At 42.4% G+C, this 18,224-nt stretch carries 18 protein-coding genes; all 18 read left to right on the top strand.

What is annotated here, in order from left to right:
* The first annotated feature begins 65 nt into the window (after window positions 1-65).
* The 18 genes from rnmV (at window position 66) to BLW54_RS19150 (ending at window position 18,125) form a co-directional block, all read left to right on the top strand.
* Window positions 66-626: a ribonuclease M5 gene (gene rnmV, locus BLW54_RS19235; RefSeq protein WP_074736316.1), complete on the top strand. Its 561-nt coding sequence runs from the start codon at window positions 66-68 to the stop codon at window positions 624-626.
* On the top strand, window positions 619-1,488 hold the full coding sequence (gene rsmA / locus BLW54_RS19230) for a 16S rRNA (adenine(1518)-N(6)/adenine(1519)-N(6))-dimethyltransferase RsmA (RefSeq protein ID WP_035511776.1): 870 nt from the start codon (window positions 619-621) through the stop codon (window positions 1,486-1,488). Before rnmV ends, rsmA begins: the two co-directional genes overlap by 8 nt.
* Before the next feature lie 69 nt (window positions 1,489-1,557).
* On the top strand, window positions 1,558-2,448 hold the full coding sequence (gene yabG, locus BLW54_RS19225) for a sporulation peptidase YabG (RefSeq protein WP_181949691.1): 891 nt from the start codon (window positions 1,558-1,560) through the stop codon (window positions 2,446-2,448).
* A 385-nt stretch (window positions 2,449-2,833) separates the two neighbouring features.
* Window positions 2,834-3,094, top strand: coding sequence for a biofilm formation stimulator Veg (veg, locus tag BLW54_RS19220; protein WP_035511778.1), 261 nt, complete (start codon window positions 2,834-2,836; stop codon window positions 3,092-3,094).
* 179 nt (window positions 3,095-3,273) lie between these two features.
* Window positions 3,274-3,453: a small, acid-soluble spore protein, alpha/beta type gene (locus tag BLW54_RS19215; protein WP_035511780.1), complete on the top strand. Its 180-nt coding sequence runs from the start codon at window positions 3,274-3,276 to the stop codon at window positions 3,451-3,453.
* Between the two features lie 116 nt (window positions 3,454-3,569).
* On the top strand, window positions 3,570-4,442 hold the full coding sequence (gene ispE, locus BLW54_RS19210) for a 4-(cytidine 5'-diphospho)-2-C-methyl-D-erythritol kinase (RefSeq protein WP_035511781.1): 873 nt from the start codon (window positions 3,570-3,572) through the stop codon (window positions 4,440-4,442).
* Between the two features lie 53 nt (window positions 4,443-4,495).
* Window positions 4,496-5,314, top strand: a complete 819-nt coding sequence (gene purR, locus BLW54_RS19205) for a pur operon repressor (RefSeq protein ID WP_074736314.1) — start codon at window positions 4,496-4,498, stop codon at window positions 5,312-5,314.
* Window positions 5,315-5,494: 180 nt separating this feature from the next.
* Window positions 5,495-5,794: a septation regulator SpoVG gene (spoVG, locus tag BLW54_RS19200; protein WP_035511784.1), complete on the top strand. Its 300-nt coding sequence runs from the start codon at window positions 5,495-5,497 to the stop codon at window positions 5,792-5,794.
* Between the two features lie 183 nt (window positions 5,795-5,977).
* On the top strand, window positions 5,978-7,357 hold the full coding sequence (gene glmU, locus BLW54_RS19195; protein WP_035511786.1) for a bifunctional UDP-N-acetylglucosamine diphosphorylase/glucosamine-1-phosphate N-acetyltransferase GlmU: 1,380 nt from the start codon (window positions 5,978-5,980) through the stop codon (window positions 7,355-7,357).
* A gap of 15 nt (window positions 7,358-7,372) precedes the next feature.
* Window positions 7,373-8,326 carry a ribose-phosphate diphosphokinase gene (locus BLW54_RS19190; RefSeq protein ID WP_035511787.1) on the top strand — a complete coding sequence of 318 codons (954 nt, stop codon included), beginning with the start codon at window positions 7,373-7,375 and terminating at the stop codon, window positions 8,324-8,326.
* Window positions 8,327-8,404: 78 nt separating this feature from the next.
* Window positions 8,405-9,043 carry a 50S ribosomal protein L25/general stress protein Ctc gene (locus BLW54_RS19185; protein WP_035511789.1) on the top strand — a complete coding sequence of 213 codons (639 nt, stop codon included), beginning with the start codon at window positions 8,405-8,407 and terminating at the stop codon, window positions 9,041-9,043.
* A gap of 270 nt (window positions 9,044-9,313) precedes the next feature.
* Complete coding sequence (gene pth, locus BLW54_RS19180) at window positions 9,314-9,877, top strand: aminoacyl-tRNA hydrolase (protein WP_035511791.1); 564 nt, start codon at window positions 9,314-9,316, stop codon at window positions 9,875-9,877.
* Window positions 9,878-9,954: 77 nt separating this feature from the next.
* On the top strand, window positions 9,955-10,185 hold the full coding sequence (gene fin, locus BLW54_RS19175) for an anti-sigma-F factor Fin (protein WP_035511793.1): 231 nt from the start codon (window positions 9,955-9,957) through the stop codon (window positions 10,183-10,185).
* A gap of 49 nt (window positions 10,186-10,234) precedes the next feature.
* Window positions 10,235-13,771 (top strand): transcription-repair coupling factor, encoded by a 3,537-nt coding sequence (mfd, locus tag BLW54_RS19170; protein ID WP_074736312.1) that lies wholly within the window; start codon window positions 10,235-10,237, stop codon window positions 13,769-13,771.
* 407 nt (window positions 13,772-14,178) lie between these two features.
* Complete coding sequence (gene spoVT / locus BLW54_RS19165) at window positions 14,179-14,715, top strand: stage V sporulation protein T (RefSeq protein ID WP_035511796.1); 537 nt, start codon at window positions 14,179-14,181, stop codon at window positions 14,713-14,715.
* 93 nt (window positions 14,716-14,808) lie between these two features.
* Window positions 14,809-16,395: a putative polysaccharide biosynthesis protein gene (locus tag BLW54_RS19160; RefSeq protein ID WP_035511798.1), complete on the top strand. Its 1,587-nt coding sequence runs from the start codon at window positions 14,809-14,811 to the stop codon at window positions 16,393-16,395.
* A complete protein-coding gene (yabN, locus tag BLW54_RS19155; RefSeq protein WP_074736310.1) occupies window positions 16,392-17,858 on the top strand; it encodes a bifunctional methyltransferase/pyrophosphohydrolase YabN in 1,467 nt (488 codons plus the stop codon). Before BLW54_RS19160 ends, yabN begins: the two co-directional genes overlap by 4 nt.
* A 3-nt stretch (window positions 17,859-17,861) precedes the next feature.
* Complete coding sequence (locus tag BLW54_RS19150; protein ID WP_035511800.1) at window positions 17,862-18,125, top strand: RNA-binding S4 domain-containing protein; 264 nt, start codon at window positions 17,862-17,864, stop codon at window positions 18,123-18,125.
* Window positions 18,126-18,224: the final 99 nt, after the last annotated feature.

Here is an 18,224-nt window from a genome sequence, read left to right as displayed (position 1 = left end):
TTCGTGTATATACTCATGGTATGATATGGAACGATGATGAAAGGAACGCTACAGGAGGAAAGAATGTGAAAATAAAAGAAGTCATCGTTGTAGAAGGGAAAGATGATACAGCGAGAATTAAAAGTGCTGTAGATGCAGATACCATTGAAACTAACGGTTCTGCAATTGATGAAGCTGTTATCGAGCAAATTAAGCATGCCCAGAACAAAAGAGGAGTGATTATTTTTACGGATCCGGATTATCCGGGCGAACGGATCAGACATATTGTCACCCAACATGTCCCCGATTGTAAACATGCCTTTTTGCCGAAAGAGAAAGCCCGGGCGAAACATGATAAAGGGATCGGGATTGAGCATGCTTCAATTTCAGATATACAAGAAGCATTATCCGCTATATATGAACTTGTTGATATCCATGAAGGGGAGATCACGAAGCAGGACTTGATCGACTATGGTCTGATCGGAGGGTCTCAATCGTCTAAGCGACGGGAAAGGCTGGGGGTTGTCCTTAACATCGGCAAGACAAATGGCAAACAATTATTAAAACGCTTAAATATGTTCCACATTACCTCAAAACAGCTTGATCGAGTGATGAATCAAATTATTCAGGAGGAAAGAAATGAATAGTAAAGCAGTAGCTACACCGACTAGGACAAAAGAGATCCTGCAGACGTATGGATTCTCATTTAAAAAGAGTTTAGGGCAGAACTTCTTGATTGATGTGAACATTTTAAAAAACATCATAAGTGAGGCAGGAATTGACCGCACAGCAGGTGCCATTGAAATTGGACCTGGAATCGGTGCATTGACAGAACAGCTTGCCCAGCATGCTGATAAAGTAGTAGCTTTTGAAATCGATCAGCGGCTTCTCCCAATTCTGGAAGAAACACTTGGGACTTATGAGAATGTTGAGGTGATTAACCAAGATATTCTAAAGGCAGATGTTTCCCAGATGATATCGGATCATTTCAAACCGGATCAGCCTGTCCGTGTGGTAGCAAACCTTCCTTATTATATTACGACTCCTATTTTAATGAAGCTGTTAATGGATCGTCTACCGATTGACAGTATTACAGTAATGATTCAAAAGGAAGTGGCAGATCGTATGGCTGCGGAACCGAATACCAAAAGTTACGGCTCTCTTTCCATCGCCGTTCAATATTATACAAAGGCAAAAGTCGTACTGAATGTACCTAAGACCGTGTTTATGCCACAACCTAATGTGGACTCTTCCGTACTTCACCTTGAAATGAGAAAAGAGCCGCCAGTCGAAGTGGAAGATGAGGAATTTTTCTTTGATGTTGTAAAGGCGACATTTGGACAACGAAGAAAAACATTGATGAATAACTTAGCCCGTCATTTTAAAGGAGAAAAGAATAAGGAAGAGTTAAGAAACTGTCTTGAGAAAGTTGATATCGATCCTTCGAGACGGGGAGAATCTTTGACGATGCAGGAGTTTGCTGATCTCGCCAATGTTTTATATAAGTAACGTGAAATAGACACAAAGCCCATAGTCACACATACACTAAAAGTAGTGTATAGAGTGAGGTGGGGAATAATGATATCAAGTGGAGACCTAGTCACACGGAAATCTTATAAGCACGACATCATTTTTCGAGTGAAGACAGAGACGGGACAGCTCTTAAAATTGATGGGCGAACACGTACGTCTCGAGGCCGATGCCCCTCTCGATGATCTTGAAAAAGTGACCGGTGCCGAATACCATCGGAGAAAAAGTGAAGTGGATAAGAAGGAGGCCTACTCCTATCGTTTATTTCGACAGGATTACAGGCTGTTAAAAGAAAAGAGAGAAGCGGAGGCCGGGAGTGGGTATACGAAGGCTAAAGAAACAAACTATTTCCAAATCCCGCCCCGTATTCTCCATATAGACGGGGACCCGTTATTTCTAAAGAAATGTATTGCCTTATATGAGCAATTAGGGTTACAAGTCCATGGTCAGTACCTCCATGAAAAAGAGATGCCGAACCAAGTACTGCCTTTAATAGAGAAAGTCCACCCGGAAATTGTCGTATTGACAGGACACGATTCTTATTCAAAGGCCAAGGGTACGGTCAGAGAATTAGAATCCTACCGTCATTCGAAGTATTTTGTGGAAGCAGTCCGTAATATTAGAAGAAAATACCCCAACTTTGACCAGCTTGTCCTATTTGCTGGTGCGTGTCAATCGCACTTTGAGTCCATCATCAGAGCAGGGGCTAATTTTGCCAGTTCACCTGCAAGAGTCAACATCCATGCCATAGACCCCGTCTATGTAGCGGCCCGAGTGGCTTATACCTCCTTTATGGATCATATTAACATTTGGGAAGTTATACGTAATACTGTAAGTGGGGAAGATGGTCTCGGTGGAATTGAAACGAAAGGGCTTCTGCGTATTGGGATGCCATATACAGAAAATCAAACCGAAGAAGAAAATAAGGAAGAAACTTAATTGTCGCCATTTACCTATGGCGGCTTTTTAATTATCTAAGACTATAGGGACGTATCCATCTTTGCTCATGTAAGGCAGGCTCCTCCATGGGAAAGAAAATAAGGTCCCTCTATTTTAGCTTAGGGGTATAAGAGGGTATTCAATTTTTTTAGTATGGGAAATCAAAGAAAAAAGAATTATTCTTGCAGGGAGGAGAGGAGAAAACACGCGATATCATAGAAAAATAAAAAAGATTACATAGTTTTCCTTTAAATGGATAAGCTAATCGGGACCGATTATTTATACCCTTCTGTTGCATTGTTTTAGCACAGTTGGTATAATTAATAATTTTATTTGACTTTGTCCAATCTTTGTGATATCCTAATATACAGTGAGGTGGAGTGCAGTGGCTAAAACGTTAGTAGAAATCAAGCAGTCCCTTGAAGGGCAAATTGGCAAGCGTCTTACATTGAAAGCAAACGGCGGGCGCCGTAAAACAATTGAGCGTTCTGGTGTATTGGCAGAGACTTATCCTGCTGTTTTCATTGTAGAGCTTGATCAAGAAGAAAATGCTTTTGAACGTGTATCTTACAGCTATGCAGATGTACTTACAGAGACAGTCGAATTGAACTTCGATGACCTACAGACTATGGCACTTGAGCAGTAAACCTTTCGTTTGCTGCTTTTTTATTTTGTCTATATCATGGAAAAGCATTCAATTTAAAATGCTTTTATAGAAAAGGAATCATTACCAACATTACATACAACTACCGTGCTTGTCTTGTCGACCAAACGCACATACTAGGGTTGTCGTTACCTTAGTGAAAGCGAAAGGAGCTGAAGACGATGGGACGTAAGCGCAGCATGATGTCCAATTCGTTGAAAGAAGAGATCGCGAAAGAACTTGGGTTTTACGACAAGGTAGAAAAGGACGGATGGGGCGGCATCTCTGGGCGGGATGCAGGAAATATGGTAAAAAGAGCAATCCAAATGGCAGAAGAACAAATGGTGAAAAACCAACAGTAAGTACTTTTCCCTGGTGCTCCTAGCGCCAGGGGTTTTTTGCTTTCATATCAGCTCACTTTGCAGCTTACAAGTATGGTACAATGCTTTCAGAATCTTATTGAATATGAGGTGCTTGCATGCAAATACTCGAAAAAGCCCCTGCGAAGATTAATTTGTCTCTTGATGTTTTACATAAACGCCCGGACGGCTTCCATGAAGTAGAAATGGTCATGACAACGGTAGATCTTGCAGATCGAATTGAATTGTCTCTTCTCTCTGAAAATGAAATTAGAGTGGAATCAGAAAGCCGCTTTGTCCCCAATGACGAGCGAAATTTAGCCTATCGAGCCGCCCAATTAATCAAGAATCGGTATGATGTACGCAAGGGAGTTAAAATTTATATTGAAAAGAATATCCCCGTGGCTGCTGGTCTGGCTGGTGGTAGCAGTGATGCTGCCGCTGTATTAAGAGGAGTAAACCGTTTGTGGAATTTAGGTTTGAGTCTTGATGAATTGGCGGTCCTTGGTGCAGAAATCGGTTCTGATGTTTCTTTTTGTGTGTACGGAGGGACGGCTCTCGCTACTGGACGAGGAGAGAAGATACAGTCAATACCAGCCCCTCCTCCTTGCTGGGTGGTTCTTTCTAAACCTACTCTCGGCGTTTCTACTCAATCTGTTTATCAGAATCTGGATGTAGAGAAGGCAGAACACCCTAACACGAAGGCGATGGTGGCGGCTCTTAAAAATGGAGATTATCGAGAAATTTGTACCCATGTAGGCAATACGCTTGAAGGTGTAACCCTAGAAATGCATGAAGAAGTTGGTCAAATCAAGGAGCTAATGTCACAGGCTGGTGCAGATGCTGTATTGATGAGTGGCAGCGGTCCGACTGTATTTTCTCTTGTGGAACATGATGCTCGTGCTCAAAGAATTTATAACAGTCTTAAAGGCTTCTGCACAGAAGTTTATATGGTCCGTCTACTGGGATACAGAGAACCACTTGATAAATAACGTACGAATTTGTTATATTTAATGAAAATATTCGGATTTAGAGGTGCTTTGTTATGAAAAGGAGCGAAAGGCTTGTCGCCATGACACATTATATTCTCGATCGACCACGGAATCTCATCTCCCTTCCTTTTTTCTCGGAGAAATTTGATGCAGCGAAATCTTCCATCAGTGAAGATCTCGGCATCATCAATAAGATGTTTCAGCATGAAGGGATCGGTTACTTGGAGACAATTTCTGGTGCGGCTGGTGGTGTGAAATATATCCCTGCATTTTCTTTAGAGGGGAGCAGCCGTTTCGTTGAAGAACTCTGTGAGAAATTAGAAGACCCAGCCCGCCTTCTTCCGGGTGGCTATTTATTCATGAGTGATTTGCTTGGAGACCCGGAAACGACCCGTAACATTGGCAAACTTTTCGCCTCAGCTTTTCGTAACAAGGATATCGATGTGGTCATGACTGTCGCTACAAAGGGAATTCCTCTTGCATATGCGGTTGCATCTTTTTTGAATGTTCCGGTTGTCATTGCCAGGAGGGACCCGAAAATATCTGAAGGTTCCACGGTAAGTATCAACTATGTTTCTGGTTCCACCCGCAAAATTCAAACCATGGTCCTTACCAAAAGGTCATTGTCTCAAGGCTCCCGTGTCTGTATCATAGATGATTTCATGAAAGCGGGAGGAACTATTAATGGGATGAGAAACCTATTAATGGAGTTTGATGCTGAATTGGCTGGAATTGGAGTTCTTGCTGAAGCTGAAGATGAAGAAGAAGATCGAGTGGTCGATGATTACTTGTCTGTTGTCCAAATCGTAAATGCGGATGAAAGACGGGGGTCTATTGAAGTTCGTCCAGGAAATTTACTAAATAAAATTTAATGATTTAGTGTAAAAAAACCCTCATCCTTTTGTATGAGGGTCTTTTTTCATGGTACGACCCCCATTTAATTACAAAATAAACAGAATCATAAAAATTTTTTAGAAATATAGCAGGAATTTTTCCCGTTTTGTGGAATTTGTTTTACATAAGTTCTTTTGCATAAAAGGTGGTGAATTCTAATGGAAGTAACTGACGTAAGACTGCGACGCGTGAATACCGATGGAAGAATGCGAGCAATTGCTTCTATTACCTTGGATCAGGAGTTTGTTGTCCATGACATACGGGTGATTGATGGCAACAATGGGCTGTTCGTAGCAATGCCGAGCAAGCGCACTCCGGATGGGGAGTTTCGTGATATTGCACATCCAATAAATTCAGGTACTCGTGGAAAGATTCAAGACGCTGTACTTGAAGCCTATCACCGTGCGGGTGATGAGGCTGAAGCTGAGGCGGAATTTGAAGAAGCTGGAGCTTCCTAATACTTATTGCACACCAAGAGTCTAGCCCTGAAAAGGTTAGGCTCTTTTTTTGATGTCCAGGTAATACTTAACATCATTGATTGCAGACTTGATAAATTCAGTTGGGCTGTGTCCTCCATGTTGAAATCACCTTGGTATTAAGATATGATTCAAAGTGGATATTGAGGATGGAGGTACGTTTTCATGACTAATAGATATGCTGTCGTTTTAGCCGCTGGCCAAGGTACGCGTATGAAGTCAAAACTTTACAAAGTTTTGCATCCTGTATGCGGCAAACCGATGGTCCAGCATGTTGTCGACCAGTTGAATACATTAGATTTGAAGGAATTAATTACTGTTGTAGGTTTTGGTGCTGAAAAAGTTCAGGACCAGCTTGGTGAGGATAGCCATTATGTCATTCAGGAGGAGCAATTGGGGACAGGTCACGCTGTCTTGCAAGCTGATGATATTTTAGCGGATCGAGAAGGGACCACTGTTGTTGTTTGTGGAGATACTCCATTGTTGACAGGTGAAACTTTGCAGAAATTGATTGATCATCATGATGCTGAAAAGGCAAAGGCAACGATTCTAACCGCTCACGCCGAAGATCCAACCGGGTATGGGCGTGTCATTCGGGGAGGAAATGGCCAAGTAGAACGGATTGTTGAGCAAAAAGATGCTTCTGAAGAGGAACAGGCCATTCAGGAAATAAATACAGGCACCTATTGTTTTGATAATGCTATGTTGTTTGAAGCGCTTAAAAACGTTTCTAATGATAATGTTCAAGGGGAATATTATCTCCCAGATGTTATAGAAATTTTAAAAGGTCGTGGAGAAACAATCAGTGCTTATCAAACGCCTGAATTCTCTGAATCTCTAGGAGTTAATGACCGCGTGGCTTTATCAAAAGCAGAAAAATTAATGAAGAGACGAATTAACGAGCAACATATGAGAAATGGTGTAACGCTTGTTGATCCTGATCAAACTTATATCGGACCAGATGTTGAGATTGGCCAGGATGTCGTTATCTACCCTGGTAGTGTGCTGGAAGGTACAACATTCATTGAAAATGATGCCGTTATTGGACCTCATACGACGATTACCAATTGCCATGTAGGTGCTGAGACGACTGTTAAGCAAAGTGCGGCTGCTGACAGCCGGATTGGAGCACGTGTTCAAATTGGTCCATTTGCACACATTAGACCACAGTCAAACCTGGGGGATGATGTGAAAGTTGGGAATTTTGTTGAAGTGAAGAAGGCGGCATTTGGCAATGGCAGCAAAGCCTCCCATTTAAGTTATATTGGTGATGCTGAAGTAGGGAGCGGTGTGAACATCGGTTGCGGCACCATTACGGTCAACTATGATGGAAAAAATAAACACTTAACGACCATTGAGGATGATGCATTTATCGGATGCAATTCAAACTTGATCGCTCCTGTGAAAGTTGGAAAAGGAGCGTATGTCGCTGCAGGTTCTACCATTAATGAAGATGTCCCATCAGAGGCCTTGTCCATCGCACGTTCTCGTCAGACGAACAAAGAAGGATACGCCACTAAAATGAAATCGATCAAAAAAGATTAACGGAGGGTTCCATCCATGGCAACTGGATATAAGGATTCAAAACTGAAAGTATTCTCACTTAACTCAAATCCTGAGTTAGCGAAGGAAATTGCTGATAACATCGGAGTCGAGCTAGGTAAATGTACAGTCACAAGTTTTAGTGACGGCGAGATTCAAATCAACATAGAAGAAAGTATCCGTGGGTGTGATGTGTACGTTGTTCAATCCACTTGTGAGCCCGTTAACCAACACATCATGGAACTCTTAATTATGATCGATGCATTGAAACGTGCGTCCGCAAGAACCATCAATATTGTTATGCCTTATTATGGGTATGCAAGGCAGGATCGTAAGGCACGGGCTCGAGAGCCGATCACCGCTAAACTGATCGCGGACTTGCTTGAAACCGCAGGTGCCTCCCGTGTGCTGATGCTTGATCTTCACGCTCCACAGATTCAAGGGTTCTTTAACTTGCCGATCGATCATCTTGTCGGAGTGCCAATTTTATCCGACTACTTTGAAGAAAAGAATTTTGATGATGTTGTCGTGGTATCCCCTGACCATGGTGGAGTGACACGTGCACGCAAGATGGCGGATCGTCTCAAGGCGCCGATTGCGATTATTGATAAGCGGCGTCCTCGACCGAACGTTGCGGAAGTCATGAATATTGTCGGTAATATCGAAGGGAAAACTGCCATTTTGATTGATGATATTATCGATACAGCAGGTACGATCACTCTTGCGGCCAATGCCCTTGTGGAGAACGGGGCCAAAGATGTCTATGCTTGTTGTACTCACCCGGTTTTATCTGGACCGGCCATCGAGCGTATTGATAACTCCAAGATTAAAGAACTTGTGGTGACTAATACGATTCCGCTTGGAGAAGAGAAGGCAAGTGAGAAGATTACAGAACTATCTGTTGCTGGTTTAATTAGTGAGGCAATTATTCGCGTCCATGAGCGTCAATCCATTAGCATTTTATTTGATTAATTTCTGAATAGAGGTTTAACTCTTGTGAATAACGGGAAACTGAATGAATGATTGGTAAATTACTGGAGGTTGATTAATTTGGCTACTACATTAAAAGCAAATCAAAGACAAAATCTCAAGCAATCCGTAACCCGTGAACTACGTCTGGAAGGAAATGTTCCAAGTGTCGTATATGGGAAGGATAAGGAACCGATCACGGTTGCTGTTAGCAGCATAGAGTTACTTAAAACTGTTCGTGATGAAGGGAAGAACGCGATAATATCCCTTGATGTTGATGGTAAAAACAAGGTGGATGTCATGCTTCACGAATACCAAGTGGATCCAATAAAAGATGAACTGATTCATGCGGACTTTTACATCGTGGATATGTCTGAAGAGATGGATGTTGAAGTTCCTGTCCGTCTTGAAGGAGAAGCAGCCGGGAGTAAAGAAGGTGGTGTCGTTCAACAGCCGCTTTATGAGTTGGCTGTACGTGCGAAACCAGGTGATATTCCAGAGGAAATCGTCGTTGATGTTTCTGAATTGAGTATCGGGGACAGTGTAATGGTTAGTGACTTAAAAGCGTCTAGAAACTACGAAATTACAGAAGATGAAAATACGACGATCGTTTCAGTTACTCCTCCGGAAGAAATGCCGGAAGAGCCGGATACGACCGATGCTGATGCTGAGCCTGAAGTGATCAATGAAAAGTCAGATGACGCAGACGAAAAAGAATAATACAATTAGCATGAAGCATAGAGAGGGCGGGCCGATCAGGCACGCCCTTTTTCATCGTTGTCGAATGAATATTCATCCTGTATTGCAGGTGTAAATAAGGTCCATTTGCAAGCTTGTTTAAGATTTTAAATTCAGGGGATTGTATAAACATCTGAGCTATCGACAGGTTAGGAGCAAAATTTTGCTCAAATCAAACGGATTTTGACATGATTCAACGCAGCCTTTTGATATAATGGACCAATAGTATAAAGAGAGCAAAGGAAGTTTTTTATGAAGTGTATCGTAGGTCTTGGAAATCCAGGGAAAAAGTATGAAGACACCCGCCACAATATTGGATTTAGGGTTATAGATGAGTTAGCATCACGTAATCATTGGTCATTAAGCCAAAAGAAGTTTAATGGCTTGTTTACAATGGAGCGGTTGAATGGAGATAAAGTTGTCCTGTTAAAGCCACAAACCTATATGAATTTATCAGGGGAATCTCTGCGTCCATTGATGGACTTTTATGACATTGAAGTGGGCGATGTTTTAGTGGTTTATGACGATTTAGACTTACCTCCCGGTAAAATACGCTTAAGGAAAAAAGGTGGCCACGGCGGGCACAATGGGATCCGGAACATTATTGACCAACTAGGTACAAAAGAATTTAAACGACTCCGGGTGGGTGTTGGTCGTCCGGAAGGTTCAAAAACAGTGATTGACCATGTACTGGGTTCTTTTAACAAAGAGGAACAAGAACCAGTAACTGAGAGTGTTGATTTTGCTGTCAAAGCATGTGAAGCATGGTTGGGACAGACCTTTAACGAAGTAATGAATGATTTTAACGTGAAATGATGGAGCAGTCAGTCTCCGTATAACAGTTGGATAGGACGGTAAAACTAACTACCATCAACCCTTCAAGGAGGATGGAAATGAAAATACGTTACTTTTGCCGTCATTGTCAAAATCAGGTCGGAGAATTAGATGCTGAACATGTGGATGTGTCTCAACTGGGATTTGATTTATTAAATGATCAGGACCAGGAACAAATGGTTCATATGACAACGGGCGGAGATATGGACATACGGACCATTTGCGACTCATGTAAGGAGTCATTAGACGACAATCCCCATTACCATGAATTAGACTTTTTTATACAGTAAATCTTGGTTTCTGAATGGTTCAGAAATCTGGATGGTGGAGGAATTCGTTATGCAAGGTATTAAGGATTATCTATTTCCAAAGGATGATATCCATTCGGTAGTCGAAGGCTTCAGGTCAGGCATGAAAGAACAGATGGTGGCTGGGCTTTCCGGGGCTTCGAGAAGTTTGATAGTATCATTATTACAGGAATCGTTGGAAAAGCCTGTTATCATTGTCACTCACCAACTAATTCAAGCTCAACAATTATATGAGGACATGCAGGAATTAACGGATGCCGATCTTGTTCATCTGTATCCTGTGAATGAATTGATTGCCTCAGAAATTGCCGTTGCGAGCCCCGAACTAAGGAGCCAGCGAATTGACGCATTGAATCAATGGCTGGCGCAGGAAAAAGGGATCCTGATTGCACCTGTGGCCGCATTGAAACGAATGATGCCGCCGAAATCATACTGGGAGCAAAATCAGCTCCCTTTTCGTGTTGGTGAAGAAATCAATCTTGATGATTATTTGGAGCGCTTAGTTCATATGGGATACGACCGAACCGGAATGGTGGCCACTCCTGGAGAGTTTTCCGTTCGTGGAGGGATCATGGACGTGTTTCCACTCACTTCTGATTTCCCTTATCGAATTGAATTATTTGATACAGAAGTGGATTCGATCCGAACATTTGATTCGGAAACTCAACGATCTCATGACAAACTGGATGCCGTACATATTGGACCGGCAACAGAATTGTTACTGAGAGAGGAAGACTTTGTGCGAGCTCATGATCGGTTAGAAGATGCACTTAGTCATTCATTGAAAAAATTAAACAAACAAGAGGCGAAAGAGACACTCACCCAAGTGGTGGAACATGACCTCGATCGTTTGAAAGCAAGGGAACATTTTCAGGAAATTTATAAGTACATTGGGTACTTCTATGAGGAACCTGTCAGTCTATTAGACTATTTGCCTGAGACAGGGATTGTCATTTTGGATGAAATGAGCCGTATTCAGGAAACAGCCAATCGTCTCGATCAAGAAGAAGGAGAATGGCATAACAGTATGCTCGAGGCGAACCAGACGGTTAGAGAATTGAAAATATCGTTTGACTGGCAGGATGCTTGGATGAGGATGGAGCACCCTCGATTGTATCTGTCTGTGTTTATGAGACATATCCCAAATACCCAACCTCAGAATATCGTAAACATTTCCAGTCGTCAGATGCAGCAGTTTCATGGGCAAATGAATTTATTGAAAAATGAAATGGATCGCTGGGAGAAACAAAATTACTCTGTGGTCATTTTGGCTCCTGACGAAAACAGGAAGTCTAAGATTGAAGGTGTGCTTCGAGATTATGATATAGAAGCGGTCATTTCTGAAGAAGATATTCAGCTTCCGTTAGTCAAACCGACAATCATAACCGGAAATATTAGTCATGGTTTTGAATGGCCGATGCATAAGCTTGCCGTTATGACGGAAAATGAGCTGTTTAAGAAACGGACATCGAAACCGAAGCGAAAACAGAAAATGTCGAATGCGGAACGGATTAAGAACTACCAGGAGTTGAAAGTCGGGGACTATATCGTTCATGCCAGCCATGGGATTGGGAAGTACCTTGGGATTGAGACACTTAAAATGGGTGGAAACCATAAGGACTTTCTGATGGTTAAGTATTCGGGCAACGATAAATTGTACGTACCGATCGACCAAATCGATCTTATTCAAAAATATGTAGGCTCTGAAGGCAAAGAACCGAAAGTGTATAAGCTTGGAGGCAGCGAGTGGAAGAAAGTCAAAAGCCGTGTGCAATCTTCTGTAGAGGATATCGCTGATGATTTGATCCAGCTTTACGCGGAAAGGGAAGCTTCCAAAGGGTACGCATTTAGTGAAGACGGTGAAATGCAAAAAGATTTTGAAGCGGCCTTCCCATATGAAGAAACCGAAGATCAGATCCGCTGTATAGAAGAGATTAAATCTGATATGGAGCGTGTCCGTCCAATGGATCGTCTCTTGTGTGGAGATGTAGGGTATGGAAAAACAGAAGTAGCCATTCGTGCAGCCTTTAAGGCTATTGTCGATGGAAAGCAAGTGGCCTTGCTTGTCCCAACCACCATCCTCGCTCAACAACATTATGAAACGCTGCAGGAACGCCTGCAAGGCTTTGGAATTAATATTGGACTTATGAGTCGTTTCCGCACGAAAAAGCAACAGAAAGAAACGACAGAGCGTTTGAGGAAAGGATTAGTTGATATCGTGGTAGGAACGCACAGGGTTCTTTCCAAGGATGTTCAGTTTAAAGATCTTGGGTTACTTATTGTAGACGAAGAACAACGCTTTGGTGTGAAACATAAGGAGAAAATTAAGCAATTGAAAAACAATGTTGATGTTTTGACATTGACAGCGACTCCAATTCCAAGGACTTTGCATATGTCTATGCTTGGGGTACGAGACTTGTCCGTTATTGAAACGCCGCCGGCCAATCGATTTCCTATCCAGACATATGTATTGGAATATAACCCTATATTCCTCCGGGGAGCAGTCGAGCGAGAGATGGCACGCGATGGACAAGTATTTTTCCTGTTCAATCGAGTGGAGAATATTGAGCGGATGGCCCAGCAAATTGCCGAGCTGGTTCCAGAGGCGCGCGTCACATTTGCTCATGGTCAAATGAATGAAACGGAGCTTGAAAATGTCATGTTCTCTTTCCTTGAAGGGGAATTTGATGTGCTTGTTAGTACGACGATTATAGAAACAGGTGTAGATATTCCTAATGTCAACACGCTTATTGTTTATGATGCTGATCGTATGGGCTTAAGCCAGTTATACCAATTGCGAGGGCGTGTAGGGAGATCAAACCGAGTAGCCTATGCCTATTTCACATACCAGAAGGATAAAGTGTTAACAGAAGTCGCCGAAAAAAGACTGCAGGCGATCAAGGAATTTACCGAGCTTGGCTCTGGATTTAAGATTGCCATGCGTGATTTATCTATTCGTGGAGCGGGTAATCTCTTGGGTGCTCAGCAACATGGATATATCGACTCGGTTGGTTTCGATATGTACTCCCAAATGCTGAAAGATGCGATTGAAGCGAAAAGACAAGGGAAGGAAACCGAAAATATCCAACCGTTCCAGCCAGAACTCGATTTGATGCTTGATGCGTATATCCCAGATGATTACATTGCAGATGAAAAGCAGAAAATTGACATGTACAAAATGTTTCAGGCTATTGAAAATAATGAAGATATCCATGATTTACGTGATGAATTGATGGACCGCTTCGGGGATTATCCAGAAGAAGTCGAAAACTTATTCCGGGTCTCTTCCATACGCCTTCAGGCAAAACAAGCGCGTATTGAAAATGTTACGGAGAAGAAGAAGAAAATTGAAATGTTGATGGAAGCTGAACAAAGTCAAAAGATCGATGGCTCAAAGTTATTTGAATTCGCTAATAAATATGGTCGAATGGTTCAATTGGGAACGGAAGATTCGCAATTGAAGGTAACAATCACGTGGGACCGCAAAACGGAGTTCAAACGATATAAGCTTGTTGAGGAGTTTATCGGAAAGCTGCCTGGAATGATGAGGGAGGTAACGACAGCTTGAGATCTACCTCATCCCTGAATAGGGATGAGGTTTTTTAAGTGTTTTGGAACTCGAGACTAGGCTGCTCCACTTTTATAGAGTCCATTCGCTGGTCTAGCTTCTCGGGATCATAGGTTTTTAAACAATGTGGGATCTTTAACGTTGCAACCGGCGTTGTGTTTTCAGCTGACCTCCTTTTGATTTACTCTATGGATAATCCCGCACCACTGTGGGGTCTTGTCGTATACTTGTCGTGTCTCCCGGATCGGCATACTTTTGAAGTTGACATTTTTTATGAAAAAATCCATACCAAGGGTGTATAGGTTTTTATTGCTGAATCATACTATCTGTAATCACCCGCTTGTTCTGATTGCGCTTCAACAGGAAATTCATAGGCAGTCATCACAGAAAAGGAGGCAGCATAAAGAATGAAAGCAACTGGTATTGTACGCCGTATTGATGATTTAGGACGTGTTGTTATCCCGAAAGAGATCCGCCGTACCTTGAGGATTCGAGAAGGGGATCCTTTAGAAATTTTTGTAGACCGTGAAGGTGAAGTCATACTTAAAAAATACTCACCTATCAGCGAGTTGGGTGATTTTGCAAAAGAATACGCAGAGGCGCTCAGTGAATCTTTAGAGGTTCCTGTGTTGATCTGCGATCGTGATGAGTATATAGCGGTGGCGGGTAGTGCGAAAAAAGATTATATGAATCGGTCGATCGGTTCCAAGGTTGAGGAAGTGATGGATTCAAGAACGATGTCTTTTGAAAAGCACCCCGATCCTGTGGAATTCACCCGGGGTCAAGAGGAAGATGTCATTTCTTATCTTATTCATCCTATCATTGCTCAAGGCGATCCGATTGGCTGCGTTGTCGCCTTCAATAAGGAGGGCTCTCCATTAGAGGAAGGCGTCAACAAAGCTGTACAGACAGCGGCTAGTTTTTTAGCGAAACAAATGGAGTAGTAGAGGAGGTCAGGTCCAAGCGGGTTCAGGGATCTGACCTTTTCCTATGATATAATGAATGTTCTGAATACATATAATTAGAAAGGGTCCAAAATGACCAAATTACGTTCACGCTCTATTTTAAAAGGGGCATTCATTCTTACGTTAGCTGGTGTAATTAGTAAGATCATTAGTGCAGGTTACAGAGTCCCACTTCAGAACTTGACTGGGGATATGGGGTTCTATGTTTACCAGCAAGTGTATCCGATTCTTGGAATCGCCTTAATTTTGGCCTTGTATGGGTTTCCTGCAGCTATTTCGAAAATCGTATCTGAGATTGGCGAAGATCAATCATCATTGTCTGTTCCGTCCTTCTTCCTCCCTGTTTTTGGATGGTTAATGGCAGCTTCAGGATTAATTTTTATTGTCGGATATACGCAGTCTGCCTGGATCGCTTCCCTCATGGGGGATGAGCAACTAACTCCTTCGCTTAAGGCTGCTTTTTCTACATTTTTACTTGTGCCCTTTGTCTCAATAATAAGGGGAGTTTTTCAAGGGAAAAACGATATGACTCCAACCGCTGTTTCTCAAATTATTGAACAGATCTTTAGAGTGGGTGTAATTATCTGTACAGCTGTTTTTGTCATGCAAGGAGCTGAGGTCTATGCGATAGGAGTAGGAGCCTCATTGGGGTCAATTATAGGTGCATTAGCTGCATTCGTAATTTTGTTTTATTGGATTGCCCGGAAAGATTCGATATGGAGCTTCCATCGCTGGCAGAATCACAAGACTTACAAACGTACAATTTTCCTTCACGGGATTTTAATCTGTTTAAATTATATGCTGCTATTGTCCTTACAGCTTGTCGACGCATTGACGATGATTCCTTCTTTATTGAAAGCAGGAGTAGCTTTGGATGATGCGCGCATTATGAAGGGGGTATTCGATCGAGGTCAACCCCTCATCCAATTAGGTACAGTTCTCGCCTCCTCTCTTGCTCTGGCGTTGATTCCTTCTGTCACGCGCACAAGGATGAATAGACACCCTGAAAAAGTGATAAAATCCATCATAAGTGCAGTGAAGGTTACGGTGTTTATATCTCTGGGAGCAACGGCAGGGTTAATCTTTCTTTTTCCAGCTATTAATCAGTCATTTTTTGAAAATGGCCAGGGGACAGGTGAGTTGAGAGTGTTGATGTTGGTGATTCTCGGAAGTTCCATATCCATTACACTTTCCTCCGTATTACAGGGCCTGAATTATATAAAGCACACCGCCATGATTATCCTCGGGGGAATTGTTGTGAAGTGGGCCGGGAATATGATTCTCATCCCAATCTTTGATATCTATGGTGCAGCAATGGCATCCACGATAGCTGTCGCTTTTGTTTTAGTGGGAAATATCGTAACCTTAAGACATGAAGTGCCATGGAAGAAGTGGATGCCTCTTCCATGGAGAGGAGTCGGACTTTCTCTCTTGGGAATGGTCATCAGTTTATGGGTGATGAAAACTACGATCTACGTGTTTTTTGATTTAGATGGAAGGCTACTCTTATTGATCTACACATTATCACTTACAGGAATCGGTGCTTTGACTTACTTAGTTCTGTTGCTGAGACTGGGCTGTTTTACAAAAGAAGAAATACAAACCTTACCTTCTCATAAGGTATTGGCGAAATTTTTGCCGAAAGGAATGAATCAATGAACACGATCAAAGTAATCGGACTTGGGGCTGCAGACTTTGAACAGCTTCCCATCGGGGTGTATCGTGAACTTACGCAAACAAAATCATCTATTTATGCACGCACGCTTAATCATCCCGTCATTCAGGAATTACAAAAAGAAGGAATCGTTTTTGAGAGTTTTGATGGGACCTATGAATCCCATGAACAGTTTGAAGACATCTATAAAGAGATTGTCTCTCGCTTACTCAAGCAGGTTCGGGAGAAAGATATCATCTATGTTGTTCCAGGACACCCCATGCTTGCTGAAAGAACGGTTCAGCTCTTAATTGAGGAGAGGGAAAAGGGAGCAATCAATCTTGATTTGAAAGGTGGCCAGAGCTTCCTTGATGCAACGTTCACTGCGTTGGAAATCGATCCGATCGAAGGGTTTCAATTTGTAGACGCTACTGATATAAAGCGTGATCAGCTTCAGTATTTAAACCATCTCATCTTTTGTCAGGTTTACGATGCTTTAGTGGCATCAGAAGTTAAATTGACGCTGCTTGAGGATTTGCCTGCTGACCACCCTGTCACGATTGTCACAGCTGCTGGAAGTAAAGGGGAAGGAATAACGACTGTTCCTTTGGAGGAATTGGACCGAAGTGTAAAAGTGGACAATTTGACAAGTGTGTATGTCCCGCCAGTGGAAAGAGATACCTTGAATCACCAATTCTTTCGTCTCAGAGAAGTGATTAAAATGTTACGAAGTCCGGAAGGCTGCCCGTGGGATCGTAAGCAGACACATGAATCATTGAGAAAATACATGATTGAAGAAGCCTATGAATTTATAGATGCCGTCAATCGGATGGATGACGATCATATGGTGGAAGAACTCGGGGATGTGTTGTTGCAAGTGATGCTCCACAGTCAAATTGGGGAAGATGAAGGTTTTTTCACCATCGATGACGTAATAGTATCGATAACAAATAAAATGATTCGTCGTCACCCTCACGTTTTCGGCGAAGTGACAGTAGATACTTCGGATGAAGTTGTAACGAATTGGGAGGCCATTAAAGTGCAGGAAAAAGGAGAAAGATCCGAATCTATTCTTGATGCTGTCCCGCAGAGTTTTCCTGCTTTGTTGCAAGCAGAAGAATTGCAAAAAAAAGCAGCAAAAGTAGGATTTGATTGGGATACGATTGATCCTATCATTGAAAAAGTTGAAGAGGAATGGCAGGAATTTCAGGAAGCCCGTGAAGATGGAAATCGAGAAGAGATGGAGAAAGAGTTTGGGGACTGGTTATTTGCTATTGCCAATCTTGCACGGCATTACAAGCTAAGTAGTGAAAATGCCCTTCAGCGTACTAATCGTAAGTTCAGGACCCGTCTCTCTGCGATGGAAAAAGAAGCAAATGAAGAAGGGATGACCTTGGAAGAATACCACCTGGATTCATTAGAAGAACTGTGGATACGAGCGAAAGTTAAACACAAAGGAGCGGAATAATATATGCGTTTGGATAAGTTCTTGAAGATATCCCGGTTGATCAAAAGACGTACACTGGCGAAAGAGGTAGCTGATCAAGGGCGCATTCGTATCAATGGTACCCAAAGCAAAGCGGCCAGTAATGTAGCGGTCGGCGATGAACTGACGATTCAATTTGGCCAGAAAGTATTGACGATTGAAGTGAAGTCATTAAAGGAAAATGTGACAAAAGACGAGGCCGCATCACTTTATGAAATAAAAAAGGAAGAGCCTGTGAACCAATCTTGATTTAAACCACTGCCGTTTTACGGCAGTGGTTTTTGGTTATAGTAAATAGTTGTGTGGCCACTGCACAGAAGATACTTTGTTTATGCTTGTTGGTGCTGA

The organism is Halobacillus karajensis (assembly GCF_900108515.1).
GTDB lineage: Bacteria > Bacillota > Bacilli > Bacillales > Halobacillaceae > Halobacillus > Halobacillus karajensis.
Note: the sequence above shows the minus strand (reverse complement) of the source record. Positions and strands in the feature narration are given on the sequence as shown.

Bases quoted from the DNA above. Each gene is read 5' to 3' on its own strand.
- rsmA (WP_035511776.1), top strand. From the start codon at position 619: ATGAATAGTAAAGCAGTAGCTACACCGACTAGGACAAAAGAGATCCTG.
- yabG (WP_181949691.1), top strand. From the start codon at position 1,558: ATGATATCAAGTGGAGACCTAGTCACACGGAAATCTTATAAGCACGAC.
- BLW54_RS19215 (WP_035511780.1), top strand. From the start codon at position 3,274: ATGGGACGTAAGCGCAGCATGATGTCCAATTCGTTGAAAGAAGAGATC.
- ispE (WP_035511781.1), top strand. From the start codon at position 3,570: ATGCAAATACTCGAAAAAGCCCCTGCGAAGATTAATTTGTCTCTTGAT.
- purR (WP_074736314.1), top strand. From the start codon at position 4,496: ATGAAAAGGAGCGAAAGGCTTGTCGCCATGACACATTATATTCTCGAT.
- spoVG (WP_035511784.1), top strand. From the start codon at position 5,495: ATGGAAGTAACTGACGTAAGACTGCGACGCGTGAATACCGATGGAAGA.
- glmU (WP_035511786.1), top strand. From the start codon at position 5,978: ATGACTAATAGATATGCTGTCGTTTTAGCCGCTGGCCAAGGTACGCGT.
- BLW54_RS19190 (WP_035511787.1), top strand. From the start codon at position 7,373: ATGGCAACTGGATATAAGGATTCAAAACTGAAAGTATTCTCACTTAAC.
- pth (WP_035511791.1), top strand. From the start codon at position 9,314: ATGAAGTGTATCGTAGGTCTTGGAAATCCAGGGAAAAAGTATGAAGAC.
- fin (WP_035511793.1), top strand. From the start codon at position 9,955: ATGAAAATACGTTACTTTTGCCGTCATTGTCAAAATCAGGTCGGAGAA.
- mfd (WP_074736312.1), top strand. From the start codon at position 10,235: ATGCAAGGTATTAAGGATTATCTATTTCCAAAGGATGATATCCATTCG.
- spoVT (WP_035511796.1), top strand. From the start codon at position 14,179: ATGAAAGCAACTGGTATTGTACGCCGTATTGATGATTTAGGACGTGTT.
- BLW54_RS19160 (WP_035511798.1), top strand. From the start codon at position 14,809: ATGACCAAATTACGTTCACGCTCTATTTTAAAAGGGGCATTCATTCTT.
- yabN (WP_074736310.1), top strand. From the start codon at position 16,392: ATGAACACGATCAAAGTAATCGGACTTGGGGCTGCAGACTTTGAACAG.
- BLW54_RS19150 (WP_035511800.1), top strand. From the start codon at position 17,862: ATGCGTTTGGATAAGTTCTTGAAGATATCCCGGTTGATCAAAAGACGT.